Origin of the sequence: Vibrio tetraodonis (assembly GCF_003350295.1) — a bacterium.
Lineage (GTDB): Bacteria > Pseudomonadota > Gammaproteobacteria > Enterobacterales > Vibrionaceae > Vibrio > Vibrio tetraodonis.
On record NZ_QLYY01000026.1, the window covers coordinates 50,285 to 72,156 of the forward strand.

15 protein-coding genes, 9 tRNA genes and 1 rRNA gene are annotated in these 21,872 nt (G+C 43.0%); 23 read left to right on the plus strand and 2 right to left on the minus strand.

Annotated features, from left to right (window positions below; genetic code table 11):
- The first annotated feature begins 70 nt into the window (after positions 1 to 70).
- Together lptF and lptG are read left to right on the plus strand one after the other, a co-directional pair.
- Positions 71 to 1,174 carry an LPS export ABC transporter permease LptF gene (gene lptF, locus DPF90_RS18575; RefSeq protein ID WP_114787812.1) on the plus strand — a complete coding sequence of 368 codons (1,104 nt, stop codon included), beginning with the start codon at positions 71 to 73 and terminating at the stop codon, positions 1,172 to 1,174.
- A 3-nt stretch (positions 1,175 to 1,177) separates the two neighbouring features.
- The gene (lptG, locus tag DPF90_RS18580; RefSeq protein ID WP_114787813.1) at positions 1,178 to 2,248 is read left to right on the plus strand and encodes an LPS export ABC transporter permease LptG; all 1,071 of its coding nucleotides are present in this window, start codon (positions 1,178 to 1,180) and stop codon (positions 2,246 to 2,248) included.
- Between the two features lie 40 nt (positions 2,249 to 2,288).
- Here lptG and mutS read toward each other — a convergent pair whose 3' ends face one another.
- On the minus strand, positions 2,289 to 4,850 hold the full coding sequence (gene mutS, locus DPF90_RS18585) for a DNA mismatch repair protein MutS (RefSeq protein WP_114787814.1): 2,562 nt from the start codon (positions 4,848 to 4,850) through the stop codon (positions 2,289 to 2,291).
- 84 nt (positions 4,851 to 4,934) lie between these two features.
- On the opposite strand from mutS, the gene pncC reads away from it, so the two are divergent.
- The 19 genes from pncC (at position 4,935) to luxS (ending at position 20,434) form a co-directional block, all read left to right on the plus strand.
- Entirely contained in the window at positions 4,935 to 5,420 is a 486-nt protein-coding gene (gene pncC, locus DPF90_RS18590; protein ID WP_114787815.1) for a nicotinamide-nucleotide amidase, read from the plus strand.
- A 177-nt stretch (positions 5,421 to 5,597) separates the two neighbouring features.
- Positions 5,598 to 6,644: a recombinase RecA gene (recA, locus tag DPF90_RS18595; protein ID WP_114787825.1), complete on the plus strand. Its 1,047-nt coding sequence runs from the start codon at positions 5,598 to 5,600 to the stop codon at positions 6,642 to 6,644.
- A gap of 75 nt (positions 6,645 to 6,719) precedes the next feature.
- Positions 6,720 to 7,184 carry a recombination regulator RecX gene (recX, locus tag DPF90_RS18600; RefSeq protein WP_114787816.1) on the plus strand — a complete coding sequence of 155 codons (465 nt, stop codon included), beginning with the start codon at positions 6,720 to 6,722 and terminating at the stop codon, positions 7,182 to 7,184.
- A 228-nt stretch (positions 7,185 to 7,412) separates the two neighbouring features.
- A complete protein-coding gene (gene alaS / locus DPF90_RS18605; protein ID WP_114787817.1) occupies positions 7,413 to 9,995 on the plus strand; it encodes an alanine--tRNA ligase in 2,583 nt (860 codons plus the stop codon).
- A 176-nt stretch (positions 9,996 to 10,171) separates the two neighbouring features.
- The gene (locus DPF90_RS18610; protein ID WP_114787818.1) at positions 10,172 to 11,359 is read left to right on the plus strand and encodes an aspartate kinase; all 1,188 of its coding nucleotides are present in this window, start codon (positions 10,172 to 10,174) and stop codon (positions 11,357 to 11,359) included.
- A gap of 92 nt (positions 11,360 to 11,451) precedes the next feature.
- Positions 11,452 to 11,649 (plus strand): carbon storage regulator CsrA, encoded by a 198-nt coding sequence (gene csrA, locus DPF90_RS18615; RefSeq protein ID WP_114787819.1) that lies wholly within the window; start codon positions 11,452 to 11,454, stop codon positions 11,647 to 11,649.
- Between the two features lie 184 nt (positions 11,650 to 11,833).
- Positions 11,834 to 11,926, plus strand: a tRNA-Ser gene (locus DPF90_RS18620).
- A 47-nt stretch (positions 11,927 to 11,973) separates the two neighbouring features.
- A tRNA-Arg gene (locus DPF90_RS18625) sits at positions 11,974 to 12,050 on the plus strand.
- Between the two features lie 21 nt (positions 12,051 to 12,071).
- A tRNA-Ser gene (locus DPF90_RS18630) sits at positions 12,072 to 12,164 on the plus strand.
- 82 nt (positions 12,165 to 12,246) lie between these two features.
- Positions 12,247 to 12,323 (plus strand) — tRNA-Arg (locus tag DPF90_RS18635).
- Positions 12,324 to 12,362: 39 nt separating this feature from the next.
- Positions 12,363 to 12,439, plus strand: a tRNA-Arg gene (locus DPF90_RS18640).
- A 55-nt stretch (positions 12,440 to 12,494) separates the two neighbouring features.
- Positions 12,495 to 12,571 (plus strand) — tRNA-Arg (locus tag DPF90_RS18645).
- 39 nt (positions 12,572 to 12,610) lie between these two features.
- Positions 12,611 to 12,687 (plus strand) — tRNA-Arg (locus DPF90_RS18650).
- A gap of 55 nt (positions 12,688 to 12,742) precedes the next feature.
- Positions 12,743 to 12,819: transfer RNA gene (locus tag DPF90_RS18655), tRNA-Arg, on the plus strand.
- Between the two features lie 789 nt (positions 12,820 to 13,608).
- A complete protein-coding gene (locus DPF90_RS18660) occupies positions 13,609 to 14,559 on the plus strand; it encodes an NADP-dependent oxidoreductase (RefSeq protein WP_114787820.1) in 951 nt (316 codons plus the stop codon).
- Positions 14,553 to 15,014, plus strand: coding sequence for a YqaA family protein (locus DPF90_RS18665; RefSeq protein ID WP_114787821.1), 462 nt, complete (start codon positions 14,553 to 14,555; stop codon positions 15,012 to 15,014). The genes DPF90_RS18660 and DPF90_RS18665 overlap by 7 nt, the downstream gene beginning before the upstream one ends.
- 9 nt (positions 15,015 to 15,023) lie before the next feature.
- Complete coding sequence (locus DPF90_RS18670) at positions 15,024 to 17,873, plus strand: M16 family metallopeptidase (RefSeq protein WP_114787822.1); 2,850 nt, start codon at positions 15,024 to 15,026, stop codon at positions 17,871 to 17,873.
- A 101-nt stretch (positions 17,874 to 17,974) separates the two neighbouring features.
- Entirely contained in the window at positions 17,975 to 19,543 is a 1,569-nt protein-coding gene (gene gshA / locus DPF90_RS18675) for a glutamate--cysteine ligase (protein WP_114787826.1), read from the plus strand.
- A gap of 372 nt (positions 19,544 to 19,915) precedes the next feature.
- The gene (luxS, locus tag DPF90_RS18680) at positions 19,916 to 20,434 is read left to right on the plus strand and encodes an S-ribosylhomocysteine lyase (protein WP_114787823.1); all 519 of its coding nucleotides are present in this window, start codon (positions 19,916 to 19,918) and stop codon (positions 20,432 to 20,434) included.
- Positions 20,435 to 20,469: 35 nt separating this feature from the next.
- Here luxS and DPF90_RS18685 read toward each other — a convergent pair whose 3' ends face one another.
- The gene (locus DPF90_RS18685) at positions 20,470 to 20,910 is read right to left on the minus strand and encodes an RDD family protein (RefSeq protein WP_114787827.1); all 441 of its coding nucleotides are present in this window, start codon (positions 20,908 to 20,910) and stop codon (positions 20,470 to 20,472) included.
- Positions 20,911 to 21,139: 229 nt separating this feature from the next.
- Here DPF90_RS18685 and DPF90_RS18690 point away from each other — a divergent pair.
- Together DPF90_RS18690 and DPF90_RS18695 are read left to right on the plus strand one after the other, a co-directional pair.
- Positions 21,140 to 21,224: transfer RNA gene (locus tag DPF90_RS18690), tRNA-Leu, on the plus strand.
- A 584-nt stretch (positions 21,225 to 21,808) separates the two neighbouring features.
- A 16S ribosomal RNA gene (locus tag DPF90_RS18695) occupies positions 21,809 to 21,872 on the plus strand; the annotation flags it as partial.

Here is a 21,872-nt window from a genome sequence, read left to right on the forward strand (position 1 = left end):
TAATAAAAGGTTCAACGGGAAATTATAGTGATTCAGTTAAAAAAACAAGTTTTGTATAGGTAATTTCAGCGTGATTATTGTTAGATATTTGATCCGCGAGACACTCAAAAGCCAATTGGCAATATTTTTCATTCTGTTTTTGGTCTTTTTAAGTCAAAAACTGATCAAGGTTTTAGCTGACGCTACAGATGGCGATATCCCAGCCTCATTGGTGATGCACTATGTCGGTCTGAGCATGCCCTCGATGGGACTGTTAATGCTGCCACTGAGTTTGTTCCTCGGAATTTTGCTGACCTTTGGTCGTTTGTACGCGGAAAGTGAAATTACCGTTATGAACGCTACGGGGATTGGCAATAAATTCCTTATTCGGGCTGCGCTTTATTTGGCAGTGATTACTGGTTTACTAGCCGGTGCCAATGCGTTTGTTTTCTCACCAATGAGTCAAGAACGACTCATCCAGCTCGAAGAAGAAGTCGCTGCCGAAAACAATGTTGATATGCTCCAAAAAGGTCAGTTCCAAGGAACACCGGATGGCTCTTCAGTCGTCTTTATCGATGACATTGAGGACAAAAAACTCAAGAATGTTTTTGTTGCTCAAATGCGTCCACGTGATTCTATCTTACCAAGTGTGTCTTTTTCACAGTCGGGGGAAGTTAAGGAGCTTAGTGACGGAAGACAAGTAATCCGCATGTACGACGGTGTTCGTTATGAAGGGGTGCCCACTCGTCTTAACTACATGGTCACTGATTTTAAACAATATGAAGGTTTAATTGGCCAACGTGATGTTAAGCCTAAAGGGCGTGATTGGGAAGCGATTCCAACTCTGCAACTTATTTCTAACCCAGATCCTCGTGCTCAAGCTGAATTACAATGGCGTATTTCACTCGTGGTATGTATACCGCTTTTAACCATGCTAGTTGTGCCTTTATCTGCAGTGAACCCCCGTCAAGGTCGTTTTGCTAAAATGGGGCCTGCCATTTTGATTTATTTGGCTTATTTCTTGTCTATAAGTGCAACCAAATCAGCACTGGAAGATGGCTCTATTCCAGCTTTTATCGGCATGTGGCCAATTAATGCGGCCCTGTTATTGACCGCGATCGGAATCAACTCGCTCGATAGCATTTTTGTTCGGCGACTAAAAGACAAACTCAGACAAAGAAAGAAGGCAGCCTAAGCCGTGTTTAAAATTCTTGATCTTTATATCGGCAAAACGATTATTGCCACTACATCATTGGTGCTAGCAACCTTTGTCGGCCTTTCTTCGATCATTAAATACGTAGAGCAGCTACGTAAGGTTGGTCAGGGGAGCTACGATTTACTGCAAGCTCTGTTCTATGTGATTCTGAGCATTCCTCGTGATATTGAAATGTTTTTCCCTATGGCAGCTTTGCTAGGAGCTCTGATTGGGCTTGGTATGCTGGCATCCAGCTCAGAGTTGGTTGTTATGCAGGCGGCAGGTTATTCCAAACTCGATATTGGTTTGTCAGTACTTAAAACGGCTGTTCCCCTAATGGTATTGGTGACGTTACTTGGTCAGTGGGGCGCACCACAAGCACAAAAAATGGCGCGAGATCTACGTGCATTTAGTACATCTGGCGGCGCAATTATGTCGGTACGGACTGGAGTGTGGGCTCGAGATGCTAACGACTTTATCTTCATAGGCAAAATTGATGATGACAAGTTGTATGGGCTGAACATGTGGCGATTCAATTCGGATAAGCAATTGGAAACGGTTGTCTATGCAGAGCAAGTCGATTATCTATCCGATAACAATTGGTTAATGAAGAATGTCCAGGTGACTGAGATGGCTGATGAAGTTGAAATATCCAAGACCAATCTTCCTGAATACCGCTGGACGACATCACTTGCTCCAGACAAGCTTGCGCTAGTTACGGTCAAGCCTGAAGAGCTTTCTCTGGGAGGATTGTTTGATTATGTTTACTATCTTAAGGACTCAGAGCAAGATTCCTCTCGGTATGAATTGGCACTATGGAGAAAAGTGACTCAACCTTTTTCCATCGCAGTGATGATGCTGATGGCCCTATCGTTTATTTTTGGACCATTGCGCAGCGTGACTATGGGAGCTCGCATTCTCTCAGGTGTTGTGGCTGGATTTACTTTTTATATATCCAGTGAGTTTTTTGGTCCATTGAGTTTGGTATACAGTATCCCTCCAGTCTTTGGCGCCGTCATGCCAAGTATTGTTTTCTTGACCATCGCTTTACTTTTGCTTCGAAGAAAGCTGTAGGTAAAAAATGGGCTGCTACCGCAGCCCATTTTTATTCTGGTCACAACAGCTTTTTCAGCCTATACAGCTCTTCTAGAGCTTGGCGTGGAGTAAGGTCGTCTGGGTTAATATTGGCTAGACTTTCCTCAACTTCACTTGGCTCTGGTATAAGACTGATTTGGTTTGCACTATCACCTAAGCTGGGGTTAGGCTTGCTTTCAGCCTTACTGAGCAGTTCCAATTTAGATAGCTTGACGCGTGCATTTTTAATCACGCTTTTTGGTACACCGGCAAGCGCAGCGACAGCAAGACCATAGGACTTACTTGCAGCCCCTTCTTGTACTGAATGCATGAAAGCAATACTGTCACCGTGTTCAACGGCATCTAAGTGTACGTTAGCTAAGTGTGGTATCTGATTTGGTAACTCAGTTAACTCAAAGTAGTGAGTTGCAAATAAAGTCATTGCTCCTAGTTGTTTTGCTAACCATTCCGTGCTAGCCCATGCAAGCGACAAGCCGTCATAAGTACTTGTGCCTCGACCAATTTCATCCATAAGTACTAAACTTTTGGTCGTCGCATTATGTAAAATATTGGCAGTTTCTGTCATTTCAACCATGAATGTAGAGCGCCCAGACGCTAGGTCGTCTGAAGCGCCAATACGGGTAAATATTCGATCAATGGAGCCAATTTGAGCGGACTCAGCAGGAACGTATGAGCCAATATGAGCCATTAAGGCAATGAGGGCTGTCTGGCGCATATAAGTAGACTTACCGCCCATATTGGGACCAGTAATAATCAACATTTTTCGCTTCGAATTGAGTTCTATTGGATTGGCGATGAAAGGCTCATCCAATACCTGTTCAACCACTGGGTGGCGACCGGCTTGAATATGGATGCCAGTATCATCTGTTAAGATCGGACGGCAATAATCAAGGCTATCTGCTCGCTCAGCAAGATTTTGCAGTACATCGATTTGTGATACTGCTGAAGCCAGATTTTGCAGTTTTTCTAGATTAGGCAGCAATAGGTCAAACAGCTCTTCCCATAACTGTTTTTCAAGCGACAACGCTTTGGATTTCGAATTGAGAACTTTATCTTCATGTTCTTTGAGCTCGGGAATAATATAGCGCTCAGCGTTTTTTAATGTTTGGCGACGAACGTAATGAGGAGGGACTAAATGACTTTGTCCCCGGCTGACTTGGATAAAGAAGCCATGAACGTTGTTGTAACCGACTTTTAAACTGTCGATACCATGACGTTCTCTTTCATCTTGTTCAAGCTTGTCGAGATATTCGGTTGCCCCTTCGGCCAATTTACGCCATTCATCAAGTTCTTGGTTATAACCCTCTGCAATTACACCACCATCTCTAATTACAACAGGAGGATTCTCTTTTATGGCTCGTTCAAGTAATTCACAAACGGTTTGCTGCGGCGCGGCATAATTGGCAAGCTTAGCTAGGTATGGATGAGCCAAGGCACCCATGGTGTCAGCCAAATCGGGTAATTGCTGCATCGCGTGGCGCAGGCGTGCCAGATCTCTAGGGCGAGCACTGCGAAGAGCAAGACGTGCTAAGATACGCTCAATATCACCAATTTGTTTGAGAATTGGTTCAAGTTCTGAGAACAAAGCCAGCTCTTTGAGCTCGCTAATTGCATCAAGGCGATGATTTAATGTTTTGATGTCTCGCATTGGTTGGTGCAACCAGCGCTTTAACATTCGGCTTCCCATCGCTGTTGCGCTGCGATCCAACACTTCTGCCAGCGTGTTTTCTGAACCACCAGAAAGGTTCTGGGTGATTTCTAAATTACGCCGAGTGGCGGCATCGAGGATCACCGAACTATTTTGCTGATCATAGGTAAGAGAACGGATATGGGGTAGTGCGGTGCGCTGGGTGTCTTTGACATATTGGATCAAACATCCAGCAGCGCATAGTCCGAGCGCCGCATTTTCGACCCCAAATCCAACCAAATCTCTGGTGCCAAATTGTTGGTTAAGTTGCTGCTTAGCAGTATCGAGCTCAAACTCCCAAATTGGGCGGCGGCGATTACCATTGCGCGAGGCCATGAGCTCCACAGGTGCGAAATCTTCAGGAAACAGCAATTCTTTTGGTGAAGTACGTTGCAGCTCTGCAGCCATCGCTTCTTCAGTTTGGGGTTCTGTTAGTTGGAAGCGTCCTGATGTGACATCTAGAGTCGCATAACCAAATTTACCGTCTTGGTGATAGATAGCTGCGATGAGGTTATCAACACGCTCAGAAAGTAGCGCCTCATCGGTCACGGTTCCGGGGGTGACAATGCGCACCACCTTTCGCTCTACAGGGCCTTTACTTGTAGCAGGATCGCCAATCTGTTCACAGATAGCGACAGACTCTCCTAACTGAACTAATTTTGCGAGATAGCCTTCCACAGCATGGAATGGCACCCCCGCCATTGGAATCGGTTCGCCAGCTGATGCTCCGCGTTTTGTTAATGAAATCTCAAGCAGTTGGGAGGCACGCTTGGCATCATCATAAAAAAGTTCATAGAAATCCCCCATCCGATAAAATAACAAGATGTCCGGATTCTCAGCCTTAAGCTTGAGATATTGCTGCATCATGGGAGTGTGTTTTTGTTCAGCTTTCACGGGTAATTTCTTTCGTTTGTGTCTATTGCGGCTTAGGATACGTTAATCACGATTTGGCGAAAAGTCACAATGAGGTTTTTAGGTATGGAATCACAGCAAATCTTATCGGCAAACTTGGGGGAGTGTTTAAAATACCGTCAATTACACCTCACAACGGCAGAGTCCTGTACTGGAGGCGGTGTATCAGCGGCGATCACGGATATACCTGGAAGCTCTGCTTGGTTTGATCGTGCTTTTGTTACCTACAGCAATGCCGCTAAAGTCGAGATGCTAGGGGTTGCTGAAGACACCATTCAATCGCATGGTGCAGTTAGTGAGATGACGGCGGTGGAAATGGTGCAAGGAGCGCTTAAGTATTCTAATGCCAACATTGGTGTTTCCATTAGTGGTGTGGCTGGACCTGGTGGAGGCAGTGCAGAAAAGCCCGTCGGGACAGTATGTTTTGCATGGGCCGATGATCAAGGGTGGCTAAAAGTTGATACCCAATGTTTTTCTGGTGATAGAGCAGAAGTACGACAGCAAGCAGTAACCTTTGCGTTGCAAGTATTGTATGAAAAACTGAAGAGTTAAAATTAAACTCACAAAAATTAACAAGATGCAGATGAGATACAAAAAAAATCTCTATAACTATGGACACTGTATGAATCAACAGTATAATAATTTGTATCGATGGCTCAGAATAGCTCTGACGCAGTAATAAGCATTCAAATATCATCAATCAACGTGATGAGTGAAGTGGAGAAAATGATGGACGATAACAAACAGAAAGCGCTCGCGGCAGCACTTGGTCAGATTGAAAAGCAATTCGGTAAAGGTTCTATCATGCGTCTTGGCGATAACCGTGCCATGGATGTAGAAACCATCTCTACTGGTTCACTTTCTCTTGATATTGCGTTAGGTGCTGGTGGCCTTCCTATGGGGCGCATTGTCGAAATCTATGGTCCTGAGTCATCAGGTAAAACCACACTCACTCTTGAACTTATTGCCGCTGCTCAACGTGAAGGTAAAACCTGTGCTTTTATTGATGCAGAGCATGCACTTGACCCTGTTTATGCGAAAAAGTTGGGCGTCGATATAGATGCCTTATTAGTATCTCAGCCGGATACTGGTGAGCAAGCACTTGAAATTTGTGATGCATTAGCTCGCTCTGGTGCAATTGACGTTATGGTGGTCGACTCTGTTGCTGCGTTAACGCCTAAAGCAGAAATTGAAGGTGAGATGGGTGACAGCCACATGGGTCTTCAAGCTCGTATGCTGTCGCAAGCCATGCGTAAACTAACGGGTAACCTTAAACAGTCAAACTGTATGTGTATCTTCATTAACCAAATTCGTATGAAAATAGGCGTGATGTTTGGCAACCCTGAAACTACAACAGGTGGTAATGCACTTAAGTTCTATGCTTCAGTTCGTCTTGATATTCGTCGTACAGGTTCAATCAAAGAAGGCGATGAAGTTGTCGGTAACGAAACTCGTATCAAAGTGGTTAAGAACAAGATTGCAGCGCCATTTAAACAAGCGGAAACTCAGATTATGTATGGTCAAGGGTTTAACCGTGAAGGTGAGCTGATTGATTTGGGTGTGAAACACAAACTGATTGAGAAAGCTGGCGCTTGGTATAGCTACAATGGCGATAAAATTGGCCAGGGTAAAGCGAATGCAGCCAAGTTCTTACGTGAAAATGTGAATGTTTCGCAAACTATTGATGCTACGCTGCGCGATATGCTGCTTTCTCCCGCTGAAATTCAAGCTGATGATTCTGAGTTAGAGCAAATGCCAGAGAAAGAAGAGTTGTAAGTTATTATACCGTTATAATGATTATGAGCCCTGCCAGCTGAGCGGGGCTTTTTTATACCCAACTTTAGGAAGCTTATGTTTAAAAGAGCCTTACCATCTTTATCTGCCAAAGATGTTGCGATGCAACTCTTGAGTCGAAGAGATCATGGTGAGTATGAACTTAGTCAAAAACTTATTTACAAAGGTTTCGATGAAAATACAGTTTATGAAGCGATAAAATTTTGCCTTAATCATAACTACCTCGATGATCTTCGCTATGCTAAAAGCCAAGTAAGACAACATGTTTATAAAGGACATGGAGAGAGACGTATTCGTCAAGAACTAAAGCAGAAGAAAGTAGCAGAGGCGATAATCGATCTGGCGATGGAGGAAGAGTCACAAGATTGGTTTGAATTGGCTAAACAAGTTGGTGAAAAAAAATTTCATGGCCAAAAGGCTGAAGATCCAAAGCAATATGCTAAGCAAGTTCGTTTTTTTCAATATCGAGGTTTTACCTTTGAACAGATAGAATATGCGTTAGGCAAAAATGAGTATGATTAAGCCTAACAATGGTTTTGCTAATTAATTATAAGCTCGCACTCTCTTTCCACTTCGTATACCAGCCTAACGACAAACTCGCGCATTTGCGATTAACAGATAACTTAGATCCTAATATTTGCACTGCTTTGGAAAAATAGTGCGTGAAAGATCAACAGGGCCTAGTCGTGGAGCTTGGCATGATCTACAATAGCGCAAAATTCTAACTCGATTATTTCTAGGAAGCGCTGCATGTACATGAGCACTGACGAGGTTCGTAATGCGTTCCTCAAATTCTTTGAAAGCAAGGGACACCAAATAGTAGATAGTTCATCTTTGGTCCCACACAACGATCCAACTCTGCTATTTACAAATGCAGGTATGAACCAATTTAAAGATTGCTTTTTAGGTGCAGAGAAACGAGCCTACACTCGAGCAACGACCGCTCAGCGTTGTGTACGTGCTGGTGGTAAACATAACGATCTAGAAAACGTTGGTTTTACTGCTCGCCATCATACCTTCTTCGAAATGCTGGGTAACTTCAGTTTTGGTGACTACTTTAAACAAGATGCGATTGCTTATGCTTGGGAATTCTTAACTGAGACTCTAAAGCTACCTAAAGATCGTCTTTTGGTCACCGTCTATGAAACCGACGATGAAGCTTTTGAAATTTGGAACAAACAAGTTGGTGTTCCTGCTGATCGTATTGTGCGTATCGGTGATAAAAAGGGCGGTAAACAATACGAGTCAGACAATTTCTGGACCATGGGAGATACAGGTCCTTGTGGACCATGTACCGAGATCTTCTATGATCACGGCGAGCACATTTGGGGCGGACGTCCTGGTACTCCAGAAGAAGACGGTGATCGTTTTATCGAGATCTGGAATAACGTATTTATGCAGTTTAATCGTCATGCTGACGGTACGATGGAGCCTTTGCCTAAGCCTGCGGTCGATACAGGAATGGGCATCGAGCGCATTTCAGCTATCATGCAAGGCGTTCACTCAAACTATGAAATCGATGTATTCCAAAAGCTTATTCAAGCAGCAGCGCAGACGATTGGCTATCAAGACCTGTCAAACCAATCATTGCGAGTGATTGCTGATCACATTCGCTCGTGTGCATTTTTGATTGTCGATGGTGTTATGCCTTCCAATGAAGGCCGTGGGTATGTTTTGCGTCGTATTATACGTCGTGCGGTTCGCCACGGTAATAAACTCGGTGCTCAGGGCGTGTTTTTCCACAAGATTGTTGGAGTTTTGGCTGATGTGATGGGCTCTGCTGGCGAAGAGCTCAAGAAACAGCAAGCGGTTGTAGAAAAAGTGCTGAGAATTGAGGAAGAAAACTTTGGTCGTACCCTAGAGCGTGGCATGGCTATCCTCAATGAGGCTCTGGATAACCTAGAGGGTAAGGTTCTTGATGGGGAAACCGTATTTAAGCTTTATGATACCTATGGCTTCCCGGCAGACTTAACCAACGATGTTGCGCGTGAGCGTGAATTTTCGATTGATGAGCAAGGCTTCGAAAAGGCTATGGAAGCTCAGCGTCAGCGCGCTCGTGAAGCAGGTCAGTTCGGTACTGATTACAACGCGACAATCAAAACTCAAACACATTCTGACTTTTGCGGTTACCTTGCCACTCAAGGAAGTAGCACTGTGACCGAAATGTTTGTTGATGGTGAAGTGGCTGAGTCATTATCTGCGGGTGATAAAGCAATAGTTATCTTAGATGAGACGCCTTTTTACGCAGAGTCTGGTGGTCAGTGTGGTGATACAGGTGTTCTTAAAACTCAATCGGGTGTTTTTAAAGTAGAAGATACACAGAAGCTAGGTAATGCCATTGCTCACTATGGTGTATTAGCAGAAGGTGTGTTAGCCAAAGATGACAAAGTAGAAACCTTGGTTGATGCTAAGCGACGTGCTGCAATCTCGCTAAACCATTCCGCCACTCACCTGCTGCATGCTGCACTTCGTCAAGTTTTGGGAGAGCATGTTACGCAAAAAGGCTCCTTGGTTAAGTCAGAAAACCTACGCTTTGACTTTTCTCACTTAGAAGCGGTAACACCTGCTGAACTTAAACAGGTGGAACGATTGGTTAATGCTCAAATCCGCCGTAATCACGTCATTGAAACGCAAATCATGGATATAGAATCGGCTAAACAAAAAGGTGCAATGGCCTTGTTTGGCGAGAAGTACGATGATGAGGTTCGTGTACTTTCAATGGGGGATTTCTCTACTGAGCTCTGTGGTGGTATTCACGCATCAAGCACTGGTGATATCGGCTTATTCAAGATCACTTCTGAAGGTGGGATAGCGGCAGGCGTTCGCCGTATAGAGGCAGTAACAGGTGAAGCGGCGCTTGATACCATTGAAATGCAGCAAGCTAAATACGAAGAGAAGTTGGTGGAGTCTGCTAACAAGGCTAAAGCTCTAGAGAAAGAGATCCAAAAGCTTAAGGACAAAATGGCGGCAGCAGAAAGTGCCAACATTATGGGCAAAGCCCAAGAAATCAAGGGCATTAAAGTTCTCATTGCTGAAATGGAAGGTGCGGATAGTAAAAACTTACGTACCATGGTTGATGACATCAAAAACCAATTGGGTAGCGGTGTTGTAATGTTAGCCAATGTTAATGATGGCAAAATAGGCTTAATCGCTGGAGTAACTAAGGACCTAGTCGGTAAAGTCAAGGCTGGAGATTTGGTTAAAATGGTCGCTGAGCAGGTTGGTGGTAAAGGTGGTGGACGTCCAGATATGGCTCAAGCAGGGGGTAGTGATATTGCGGCACTCCCACAAGCTATAAAGACAGTTCAGCCTTGGCTAGAAGAACGTCTATAAACTTTTACGCTCAACCCAATTTGGTTGAGCGTAATTTTTTGAGCTAGCCAAGTGAATAATCTGGCACTCCCCTGGATGTCTTAGAGTTCTTGGCTTTTGTTGTTACTACCACAAGCAGTTATATGGTAATAGTTCGTGGTGCGAATAAGACTATGGTCTTGGGAAGGTGAAGACTGGTGAAACATCCCCTTATCGTGCAAAAGTTTGGTGGAACCTCTGTTGGAACAATTGAAAATATCCATAGAGTCGCCGAGCACATCATCAAGGCAAAAAATCAAGGTAATCAAATTGTTGTTGTTGTGTCAGCAATGTCAGGAGAAACCAATCGGTTAATGGATTTAGCCAAGCAAATTGATAGTGTGCCCACAGCTCGAGAGCTTGACGTCCTGCTTTCTACTGGTGAACAGGTATCCATGGCTTTATTAGCGATGGCCTTAAATAAACAAGGTTACTCGTCACGTTCTTTGACTGGTGTACAGGCAAATATTATTACTGATCATCAGCATAACAACGCCTCGATCTTGAGCATTGATACCTCTGCTATTGAGGCACTATTATCACAAGATGTGATAGTCATAGTGGCTGGATTTCAAGGGGTTAACCAATATGGGGATATCACCACCTTGGGGCGCGGTGGTTCAGATACCAGTGCTGTGACATTAGCCGGTGCGCTACAAGCCGATGAGTGCCAAATTTTTACCGATGTGGATGGTATATATACTTGTGACCCCAATGTCGTGCCAGAAGCGAAAAAAATTGACGTCATTGATTGTATATCAATGGAGGAAATGGCTTATCGAGGGGCAAAAATACTTCATTTGCCTTCTGTGCAGTATGCTAGGAAAAATTGTGTTCCACTGCGTGTTTTATCGACATTTAGCCCCTCAGAAGGAAGTTTGTTAAAAGGAAATGAACCTGAGCAACCTCTGTGTGGTATTGCTATTCAGCGTCAAATGATTTGCATTAATCTAGCCAATGACGATTACCTCAGTTTTGAAAGACAGTGTAAAATGTTGGGGGTCCACATCTGGAGCGTGTCTGAGCACAAAGATGGGGTGACTATAATCATAAAACATGAAGCTTATGCCAAACTGGAACTGATTTTTGGTGATAAAATCATTATAAGTGAAGAGGTTAGTTTGCTGACACTCGTTGGCCAACAGCTTGATGGGTTGCTCGAGTTATCTGATGTGTTACTGGCTGAACAAGGTATTAAAGTTATTCACTCTAGTGTTAACCAAGGTTCATTGACATGGGTGCTGTCCTCAGAAAGCATCGACAAAGCCGCAAACATATTGCATCATGCGTACTTTGTCTCAGCGCAAGCGATTAACTATCAGCCTAAAAGGGTATGTTCTAGTTAATCAGGTTTGAGAATAAAGTTTACGAAAATATAACTTTTGTTGGATAATAGCCTCGTAGCAAGAAAAATCAGAGATTACTCAAGGAGCACAGAATGCTAATTTTAACTCGCCGCGTAGGCGAAACTCTCATGATCGGCGATGAAGTCACAGTCACTGTACTGGGCGTAAAAGGTAATCAGGTTCGTATTGGTGTTAATGCACCTAAAGAAGTGTCTGTTCACCGTGAAGAAATTTACATGCGTATTCAAGCTGAAAAAGGCAATGGTAATACGACTTCAGGTAATTACTAGTGAGATAAAAAAGGCCGACTTATGTTGGTCTTTTTTATACAATTAATAAAATTCATTTTTAGATAAAAGAGTGAATTAGCATCGCTTTGATTAAATTGCCGACGTTTGGAAAGGTTTTTATGATTTTTACCAAGAAAATGTTTGACATATTTTTGGTAAATCGTAATATGAGCCTCCGCAAGATGGTGAGGTGGCCGAGAGGCTGAAGGCGCTCCCCTGCTAAGGGAGTATGCGGTTTGTAGCCGCATCGAGGGTTCGAATCCCTCCCTCACCGCCATTCTTGTTTTGCTCTTATTGGAGCGAGTTTAAAACATTGATTATTGCGCGCTCGTAGCTCAGCTGGATAGAGTACCTGGCTACGAACCAGGCGGTCGAAGGTTCGAATCCTTCCGAGCGCGCCATTCCTTACCAAGGAATAAATCGGTGAGGTGGCCGAGAGGCTGAAGGCGCTCCCCTGCTAAGGGAGTATGCGGTTTGTAGCTGCATCGAGGGTTCGAATCCCTCCCTCACCGCCATTAATTGGCCTCGAGTCAATTTTTTTGTTTTAAACAAAAGTTTACGTGATATACTTCACAAAGTTCCTGCGGGAACATTAGCGCGCTCGTAGCTCAGCTGGATAGAGTACCTGGCTACGAACCAGGCGGTCGAAGGTTCGAATCCTTCCGAGCGCGCCATCTATTAAAGTCTAATAAAGCATTTTATTAGATTCTCGTGCGTCCTTAGCTCAGCTGGATAGAGTACCTGGCTACGAACCAGGCGGTCGGAGGTTCGAATCCTCCAGGACGCGCCACTTATTTTTAGGAATTGATATTCCTGATATTGGATATTCAATATCAAAACATTGCGCGCTCGTAGCTCAGCTGGATAGAGTACCTGGCTACGAACCAGGCGGTCGAAGGTTCGAATCCTTCCGAGCGCGCCATCTATAAGAGTTTAATAAAGCATTTTATTAGACTTTCGTGCGTCCTTAGCTCAGCTGGATAGAGTACCTGGCTACGAACCAGGCGGTCGGAGGTTCGAATCCTCCAGGACGCGCCACTTATTTTTAGGAATTGATATTCCTGATATTGGATATTCAATATCAAAACATTGCGCGCTCGTAGCTCAGCTGGATAGAGTACCTGGCTACGAACCAGGCGGTCGAAGGTTCGAATCCTTCCGAGCGCGCCATACCTCAAAACTCCTCACTAAGTAAATGCTTACTCTGCAAGAGTATGAGTAAAAAAATACAGCCAAGCTCTACTACTTCCAGTGTAATGATAATGTTATTTTTCATTATATTAACTCCATATTACTTGATTTTTACGTCGAAAAATAAATATCAAACTAAAATGCACCGAGTTTGAATTATTACTATTTGGGCTAGGAAATCTAAGCTAATAAACCCAAACGTCCTTATTATTTCATGGTAAAAAAAGGGGAAGTAAACAATGTGTTCACTCGAACTTGGCTTGAAAAGCATATCAATAGTTTCTAATGCTTCTTGAAAACTACAGCGCACACCAGTTCTGATAGTTTAGAAAGGTTTTGGCTAGCTAAGTTCTTCTATTGTTTATATTGTAACTACATCTTATTGATATATATAAAATAGAATCATTAGTCTCAAATGACTTTGCGATCAAAAGATATTAGAAATGGCTGAGCATTGTACTCGGCGTATACTGATATAAGTATATCTAATTACCCATTTCATAGCTCAGCTCTTAACACGACAAGTTGCAGTCATATCGCCAAAAGAGTGCAACTCACATGAAATCAGAATCTCTATGCTTTACTTACTATCAATAGGTGACTTGTGCATATTGGACAGATTTCTTGATTGATTCAGCGCTCATTTTATGAGTCCACGATGAGGTTATTGGCTAATTTTAGTTTTAGCAGTTAACTCGTTAGTAATAAATGGTATATATTCAAAAGGATGCTTTGCATCTTTTTTGTTGTCGTTATGGATATGAACAAATGGAAAACAAACAAATCACGATTACTCAATTTGGTGGCCCAGAAGTCTTGACCATTCAGTCTAGTCCAGTGCCGAGTCCCCAGAAAGGGGAAGTGCTGGTGAAAGTCGCTTTTGCTGGCATTAACCCGCTCGATGCGAAAACGCGTGCAGGACTAGGGTGGGTAGCATCACAAAAAAAAGAGAATCTCCCTTGGGTAGCTGGGTATGATATTTCTGGAGAAATACTAACCTGTGGTGAACAAGCTGAACGATTTTCAGCAGGCGATAAGGTGGCTGGTTTTGTTGGCTTCCCTTTACAAGGGGGAGGTTACAGCCAATATATTTGTGTTCCTGAAACAGAGCTTAGTTTAGTGCCAGAAGCGACAACCTTAGAAGCGGCTGCAGCCATACCTTTGGCCAGCCAAACTGCGGTTCAAGCGCTCGATAAAGCCGGCGTTCATGAAGGACAAAGAGTGTTGATACTGGCTGGTGCGGGTGGCGTTGGCCACCTAGCTATTCAAATCGCTATTGCAGCGAAAGCCGAAGTGTTTACCACATGCAGCGCCGCAAATCTCGATTATATGGCAACGCTTGGAGCTCACGCTATCAACTATGAGTTTTCTCCTGTTTCTGAGCGAGTCGAGGAAGCTGACGTTTTAATTGATCTTGTTGGTGGTGACGCGGCTCTTGATGCTTTGCATTGTTTAAGTGATGGTGCGAAAGTTGTCACGGTTCCGACCATAACGGCGGACTTAATTTGTGAGAAAGCCAAGATGTTAGGTTTTGATGCCACAGGTATTTTGGTTAGTCCAGATCCTGAGCAGCTTGACGCCTTACTTTATATGGTCAGTGTGGGCTTATTGAAAACTGAAATCCAACATATCTACCCAATGAGTGAAGTGGATAAAGCTCATCAACAAATTGAAACGGGACACACGCGAGGCAAGATTTTACTTGATATGCAGTGCTAGAAGCGTTTAACGCTGCCTTTGAAAGTATCGCACTTTGGTTTTCCGATTCAGCACTTTGGGTGCTATTTATTACAGGTTTTTTGAGCGCAACTATCTTGCCTGGAGGGTCAGAGGCAGGACTCGTTGCAACGCTTTCTCTTCATCAATACTCTGTTTTTTTAGTGGTATCTACTGCCACTGTAGGGAATACACTCGGTGGTTTAACGAACTATTGGCTCGGTTTCTTGCTGCCCAACCGAACTCAAAATGAAAAATATGGTCATAAAGCTCAGTATTGGTTGAGTAAATACGGCTACTGGTCGCTTTTATTTAGTTGGTTACCTGTAATTGGTGATCCTCTTTGTTTCGCTGCAGGTTGGTTACGAATGCACTTTTGGCCATGTTTATGGTTGATATTGATTGGTAAAGCATTACGATACAGCCTTATAGCAGCCTTGTATTACGGCTTTTTCTAAGGATATGTCATGAGAAAAATCTGGTTAGGTGTCTTTTCTCTTTTAACTATTTACGGCTGTGCAAGTGGCCCATTCTCCTCTAAATCTACTCTTCCTCCCGGTGTGACTTTAATTGAAGAGCAACTTGAACAGCCTGGTAAGACAGTTATTCCCTACTCTAAGTATCAGCTTGATAATGGACTCACTGTTATTCTATCTCCGGATGATTCTGATCCTTTAGTTCATGTTGATGTTACCTATCATGTTGGTTCTGCGAGAGAAGAGGTTGGTAAGTCGGGTTTTGCACATTTTTTTGAGCATATGATGTTTCAGGGAAGCGAACACGTAGCAGATCAAGAGCATTTTAAATTGATCACCGAAGCGGGTGGTTCGCTCAATGGTACTACCAACCGAGATCGAACTAACTATTTTGAAACTGTCCCCGCTAATCAACTCGAAAAAGTGCTCTGGCTTGAGTCGGATCGAATGGGCTTTTTGCTTGATGCAGTTTCACAGCGTAAGTTTGAAATTCAACGTGATACAGTGAAAAATGAGCGTGCTCAGAACTATGACAACCGCCCTTATGGGTTGATGTGGGAGAAAATGGGAGAGGCGCTCTATCCAGAAGGTCATCCCTATTCATGGCAGACCATTGGCTATGTTGAAGATCTCGATCGTGTTGATGTCAATGATCTCAAAGCGTTTTTCCTACGTTGGTACGGTCCTAACAATGCAGTCCTAACCATCGGAGGGGACATTGATGTGGCGCAGACGCTGGCTTGGGTGAATAAATATTTTGGTTCTATCCCTAAAGGACCTGAAGTAGAAAGTGCGCCTAAGCAACCTGCTATATTGACCGAAGATAAGTTCATAACATTAGAAGACCGCATCCAGCAACCTATGGTGCTTATTGGTTGGCCGACGACTTATCAAGGTGACAAAACAGAAGCTTCCTTAAATGCTTTAGCTAATGTGCTAGGACAAGGCACCAATAGCTTGCTCTACCAAGACTTAGTAAAAACGCAAAAAGCGGTTGATGCGGGTGCCTTTCAGGATTGTTCTGAGCTTTCATGTGTTTTTTATGTTTATGCGATGGCACCATCAGGGCCTGATGGCAAATTGAAACCACTTTATCAGTCATTAATGCAATCTTTAGCTCGATTTGAAAAGCAAGGAGTGAGCCAGCAGCGACTAGATCAAATAACTGGTATGGCTGAAGCCGATGCAGTTTTTGCGTTGCAAAGTGTTAAAGGTAAAGTGTCTCAATTGGCCTCTAATCAAACTTTCTTTGGCCAGCCAGACAGGATTCAATCTCAGCTTGAGCAAATACGCGCAGTGTCACCCGAAGCTGTGATGGATGCTTACCACGGTTATGTTAATGGTCACCCTAAGGTTACTCTCAGCGTAGTGCCAAAACGTAAATTGAGTTATGCAGTCACACCAGCTACTTTTGAAACGCCGCAACGGGTATTGCCTGAATATGCAAAGGTTAGTGATAAAGAATTAAATTATCGTCGCCCGGTAGACAGCTTTGATCGGTCGATAATGCCTGAAGTTGCAAACGCGGTTAAAGCACATATGCCAAAGCTTTATCATATTTACTTTGACAACGGTGCAGAACTGCTTGGCACTCAAAGTAGTGAAACACCAACCGTTGAGATTGATATTAGTTTTCCAGCTGGTGAGCGTTATGTAGAAGAAGGTAAAGAAGGCTTAGCAAATCTGACGGCGACTATGATGGAAGAGGGGACGATTAAGTCCACCAAAGAGGAATTACAGGCAAGGCTAGATAAACTGGGTAGCACAGTCTCTATCAGTGCGGCTAATTATACCACGAGCATTTCAATCTCCACCCTTGAAGCGAATCTTCATCAAACGCTAGAGATTGTGCAGGAAGTACTGTTAGAGCCTGCTTTCAAGGATTCAGATTTTGAGCGTAATAAAAAACAGATGTTGGAAGGTATTGTTTATCAACACCAGAAACCAAGTTGGTTGGCTTCACAAGCGACTCGACAAGTTCTTTTCTCTGGTTCTATCTATCAGCGACCTAATGACGGTACAAAAGACTCGATTTCAAGTCTAACTCTTGATGATGTCAAAACCTTTTACCGCAAACACTATACTCCTCAGGGAGCTCAGATAGTGGTGGTTGGAGATATCAATAAACGTCAAATCAAAAAAGAGTTGGCCTTTATTGAAAGCTGGAATGGTGAAGAAGCACCACTTTTACACCCTCAAGTGGTAAATAATACAGGTAAACAAAAAGTATATTTAGTTGATAAACCGGGATCTCCACAGAGTATTGTTAGGTTTGTTCGTCAAGGCCTACCGTTTGATGCAACAGGAGAAGTTTATCTCACTCAATTGGCGAACTTTAACCTTGCGGGTAATTTTAATAGTCGTATTAATCAAAATTTAAGGGAAGATAAAGGCTATACCTATGGAGCTAGTGGCTACTTTGCGGCCAATAGGGAAGTGGGCGCTATTGTTTTCTCTGCTCAAGTGCGAGCAGACACTACCGCGGCGTCAATCAAAGAGATACAGAGTGAGCTGGATAAGTATAGTCAGCAAGGTATAACGGATGAAGAAATAGAATTTCTTCGCTTGGCAGTGGGTCAGCAGGATGCGCTGAAATACGAAACACCATCGCAGAAAGCTCAGTTAATTAGCAGTATTCTTGCGTATAGCTTGGATGAAGATTATCTGCAGCAGCGTAACGAGATTGTCGAGACAGTCAGCAAAAGCACTTTGAACAAGATGGCAGCTAAGTGGTTTACACCGGATGATTACCAAATCATAGTTGTTGGTGATGTTCAAGCTTTGAAGCCTCAGCTAGAAAGTTTACAAATCCCACTAGAAGAGCTTGAAATCGTTCGTTAGAGTACACATAACTATACCAAGACAGAGAGACGGACTTTCTCCGTCTCTCTTTATATCAACGGTCCATAATGTTTGGATCAGGACTAGAAGTGAACTTCATTGTGACTGATTTTGCTAAGCGACTTGAGAAAATTACTCTCAAACCAGAGTCATTTAAATCCCTCTCTCGGGGGGTTGAGAGAGAAACATTACGCTACCAAAAGGATGGCCGACTTGCGACAACCCCTCACCCCAAAGACCTTGGTTCCGCTTACGCGAATGATTGGATTACGACAGACTTTTCAGAATCGTTACTGGAATTTATTACACCAGTCTCTACTGATATCAAGACACTCATTCAACAGTTAGAAGATATCCACCATTTTACCCAATCTAAGCTTGTTGAGGAGAGAATGTGGCCACTTTCTATGCCATGTTATGTCAGTCACCAAGATGATATTCACCTTGCCCAATACGGTGAATCTAATTCAGGGAAAATGAAAACGCTCTACCGAGAAGGTCTAAAGCGTCGCTATGGCAGCTTGATGCAAATTATTTCTGGCGTTCATTTTAACTTCTCTTTTCCGGAATGTTTTTGGGATGCTTTATACGGTGAACAAAGCGAAGCAGAGCGCCGTGATTCTAAGTCTGAGGCGTATTTTGGTTTAATCAGAAATTACTATAGATTTGGATGGTTGATCCCTTTCTTTTTTGGTGCTTCTCCTGCACTTTGCTCGTCTTTTATCAAAGGCCGAGAAACAAAGTTACCGTTCGAAAACATTGGTCAAACACTTTATCTCCCTTTTGCAACCTCTTTGCGTATGAGTGATCTTGGCTACACTAATAGTGCACAGAGCTCGCTTAGGATTGGTTTTAACAGTTTGAATGAATATTTGGATGGTTTAAATACCGCAATTAGAACACCATCCACCGAGTTTGCTGACATTGGTGTAAAGGTAGAGGGTGAATATCGCCAGCTCAATACTAATGTCTTACAAATAGAAAATGAACTGTATGCCCCCATTCGCCCTAAGAGAGTGGCTAAAAATGGTGAGAAACCATCAGAGGCGCTATCTCGCGGTGGCGTAGAATATATTGAGGTTCGTGCTCTTGATGTTAATCCATACAGTTCTGTTGGGATCGATGAAGATCAAATCCGCTTTCTCGATCTTTTTCTGACTTGGTCTGCACTTTCTGACTTTGAGCCTATGGACTTTTGTGAACAAGAATGTTGGCGGGAAAACTGGGATAAAGTTATCGCATCTGGGCGCAAAGTTGGCTTGCAGTTACAAATAGGTTGCAAAGGCGAAGTGCTATCATTGCAAGATTGGGCTCATCGAGTTTTTGATGAACTTCTTCTCATAGCGCAGCGCATGGATAGTGTCCATGGCGGAGAAGCTTATCAGTCCGTATGTAATAAACTTCGCACTTGGGTCGATAATCCAGAACTTACGTTTTCTGGTCAGCTACTTGCCGATACCAAACGACTTGGTGGCTTAGGTAAAGTGGGTTGTGAGTTTGGTCAAAGATACAGTGAGCAGCACGCGAGGCACAAATATACAACTTATAGCCAAGAGATTATGGAACAAGAAGTTCAGCGATCCCATGAAGCTCAGCGTCAAGTAGAACAATCTGATACGCTAAACTTTGATGATTTTTTGCAAGGCTATTTTGCATACTTAGATCAGTAAGTGGAGCCATGGGTTAAAGCAGCCAGTGTAGTTTGCTCAATTTCGTAACATATCCCGCTACGTAAAGTTACATTTCAGCTTTCATTCAGAAACTTGATATCAATCTTCTTATCAGTGCGGCTCGGTTTTCGAGCTGCGCTTCTAATATTTACTTGGCGTTTAATCTGGTTGCAAATTATACGTTTTATTCGCGTTGTTGAGTTAATTGTTTTTTATTCACATCATCTATAAGTGACTCTGTCATTAATTTTTATTGTTATTAAACAAAGTTGTTGAATAGTTGCATATGAATCATTAGGGTTTGCAGGACGTCAAGGCACATAAAGCAATAACTTACGGCTGTAAGACTATTGCAAATAGGAGATAATTATAATGCCATTGCTTGATAGCTTTACTGTTGATCACACTAAAATGAATGCGCCTGCTGTTAGAGTCGCAAAGACCATGAGTACACCGAGTGGCGATACGATCACAGTATTTGATTTACGCTTTACTGCCCCTAACAAAGCTATTCTTTCTGAGAAAGGTATTCACACATTAGAACACTTATACGCAGGTTTTATGCGTAATCATCTCAATGGAAATGAGGTAGAAATTATAGACATCTCCCCTATGGGGTGTAGAACAGGGTTCTATATGAGTTTAGTCGGAACACCATCAGAAGACCGTGTTGCAAAAGCTTGGCTTGTAGCTATGTATGATGTGCTCAAAGTTGAAAAACAAATTCATATTCCTGAACTAAATGAATATCAGTGTGGGACGGCTGCTATGCACTCTTTGTCTGAGGCAAAGCAAATAGCACAAGACATAATTAATAGTGGTGTAGAGGTTAATAAAAATGACGAATTGGCCCTCCCAGAATCAATGCTGAAAGAGTTAGCGGTTTGCTAGATAGCGAGAGGAAGGGGTATCCCTTCCTCTATTATCTACTGCGCTTTGTCTAACAGGATAACTTGTGTTTTTGCCCATATATCATGAAAACCGCGTTTCTTTGGGTCAATAGGTACCGTTAAATTCGCCAACCCAAACCCTGATGTAGCAATTCTTATCAATGCTTGGGTGACAGAAATCGCACCTCCATCTTGATTGCGTATCTGCAGTTTCCAGGCTCTCATGCCTAATGTCTGACCAGCTTTGGTCCAAAAGAAAACAAAGAAGTATACCCAAACTGCCGCGAGATAAAATGTATAGGCAGGCCCCCAAATAGGGTGGCGTGTAAGATAGTCACTGACATCCATATATGGTGCTGGATTAAAAATACTAAGCGCCATGAGAGCATGGAGAATGGCTATAACGACCCCTGCCGCTATCATTTCAATTGCAATAACAATAAGCCCATCGTAAAACAAAGCTCCTAAACGACGCATGAGCCCTGCTGGCTGTGCTTCTGCTGTTGTTAACATAAAATTTGTGTACCTCAGTTGTAGCTGGTGATCAGAATATAGCGATAAATTAAGACTGAAAAGGCATTTTATACTCAACCGGGCTAATTGTGGTGAATTTATCAGCAAACGATAGCGAATTCAGTCTTTTGCTCTTGCACCTTATTAATGCATACGTATAATGCCAACCATCAAGGGGTGATAGCCCTAAGATGCCGGTGTGGTGAAATTGGTATACACGACGGATTCAAAATCCGTTGCCTTCGGGCGTGGCGGTTCAAGTCCGCCCACCGGTACCATATTTAAACAACAAAGCCTCGACGAAAGTCGGGGCTTTGTTGTTTTTGTGGAGTCAAAAATTCAGTTACATAACTTTTGGATTGTGTTGTAAAGATCAAATTCTCTATTAAGGCGCCATTTGTTATAGATACAGTGCAAGTGAGTTTCCTAGCAGAAATTAGTATAGAGAATGAAGATAGAGCGTTTTTTAATCGGTTAATTCTTTTTAATAGAAAAAACACATTTTCTACTTGTTTTATTAGTGAGTATCCCTATAATGCGCTCCCACTGACACGGGGTAAGGCATATGTCTGAAGCCTGTCGGTGAGGTCGAAAATAGCCATTAAAATTAATTTTAAAAAGTGTTTGACTCTTTAAATTATATCGCTAGAATTCACCTCCGCTTTGAGAGATAAACAGCTCAAAGCAACGCTCTTTAACAAACTAAACCTATCAATCTGTGTGGGCACTCGTTGATGATAATCCAAAAAGATTTATCAATGAACTGAGTGACCAATCGGTAGTAATACCGGCACAGTCAATTCAACATTACACAGTAATGTTATCAGTATTCATTGAGCCGCATCTTAGATGCACAAAACTTTAATTGAAGAGTTTGATCATGGCTCAGATTGAACGCTGGCGGCAGGCCTAACACATGCAAGTCG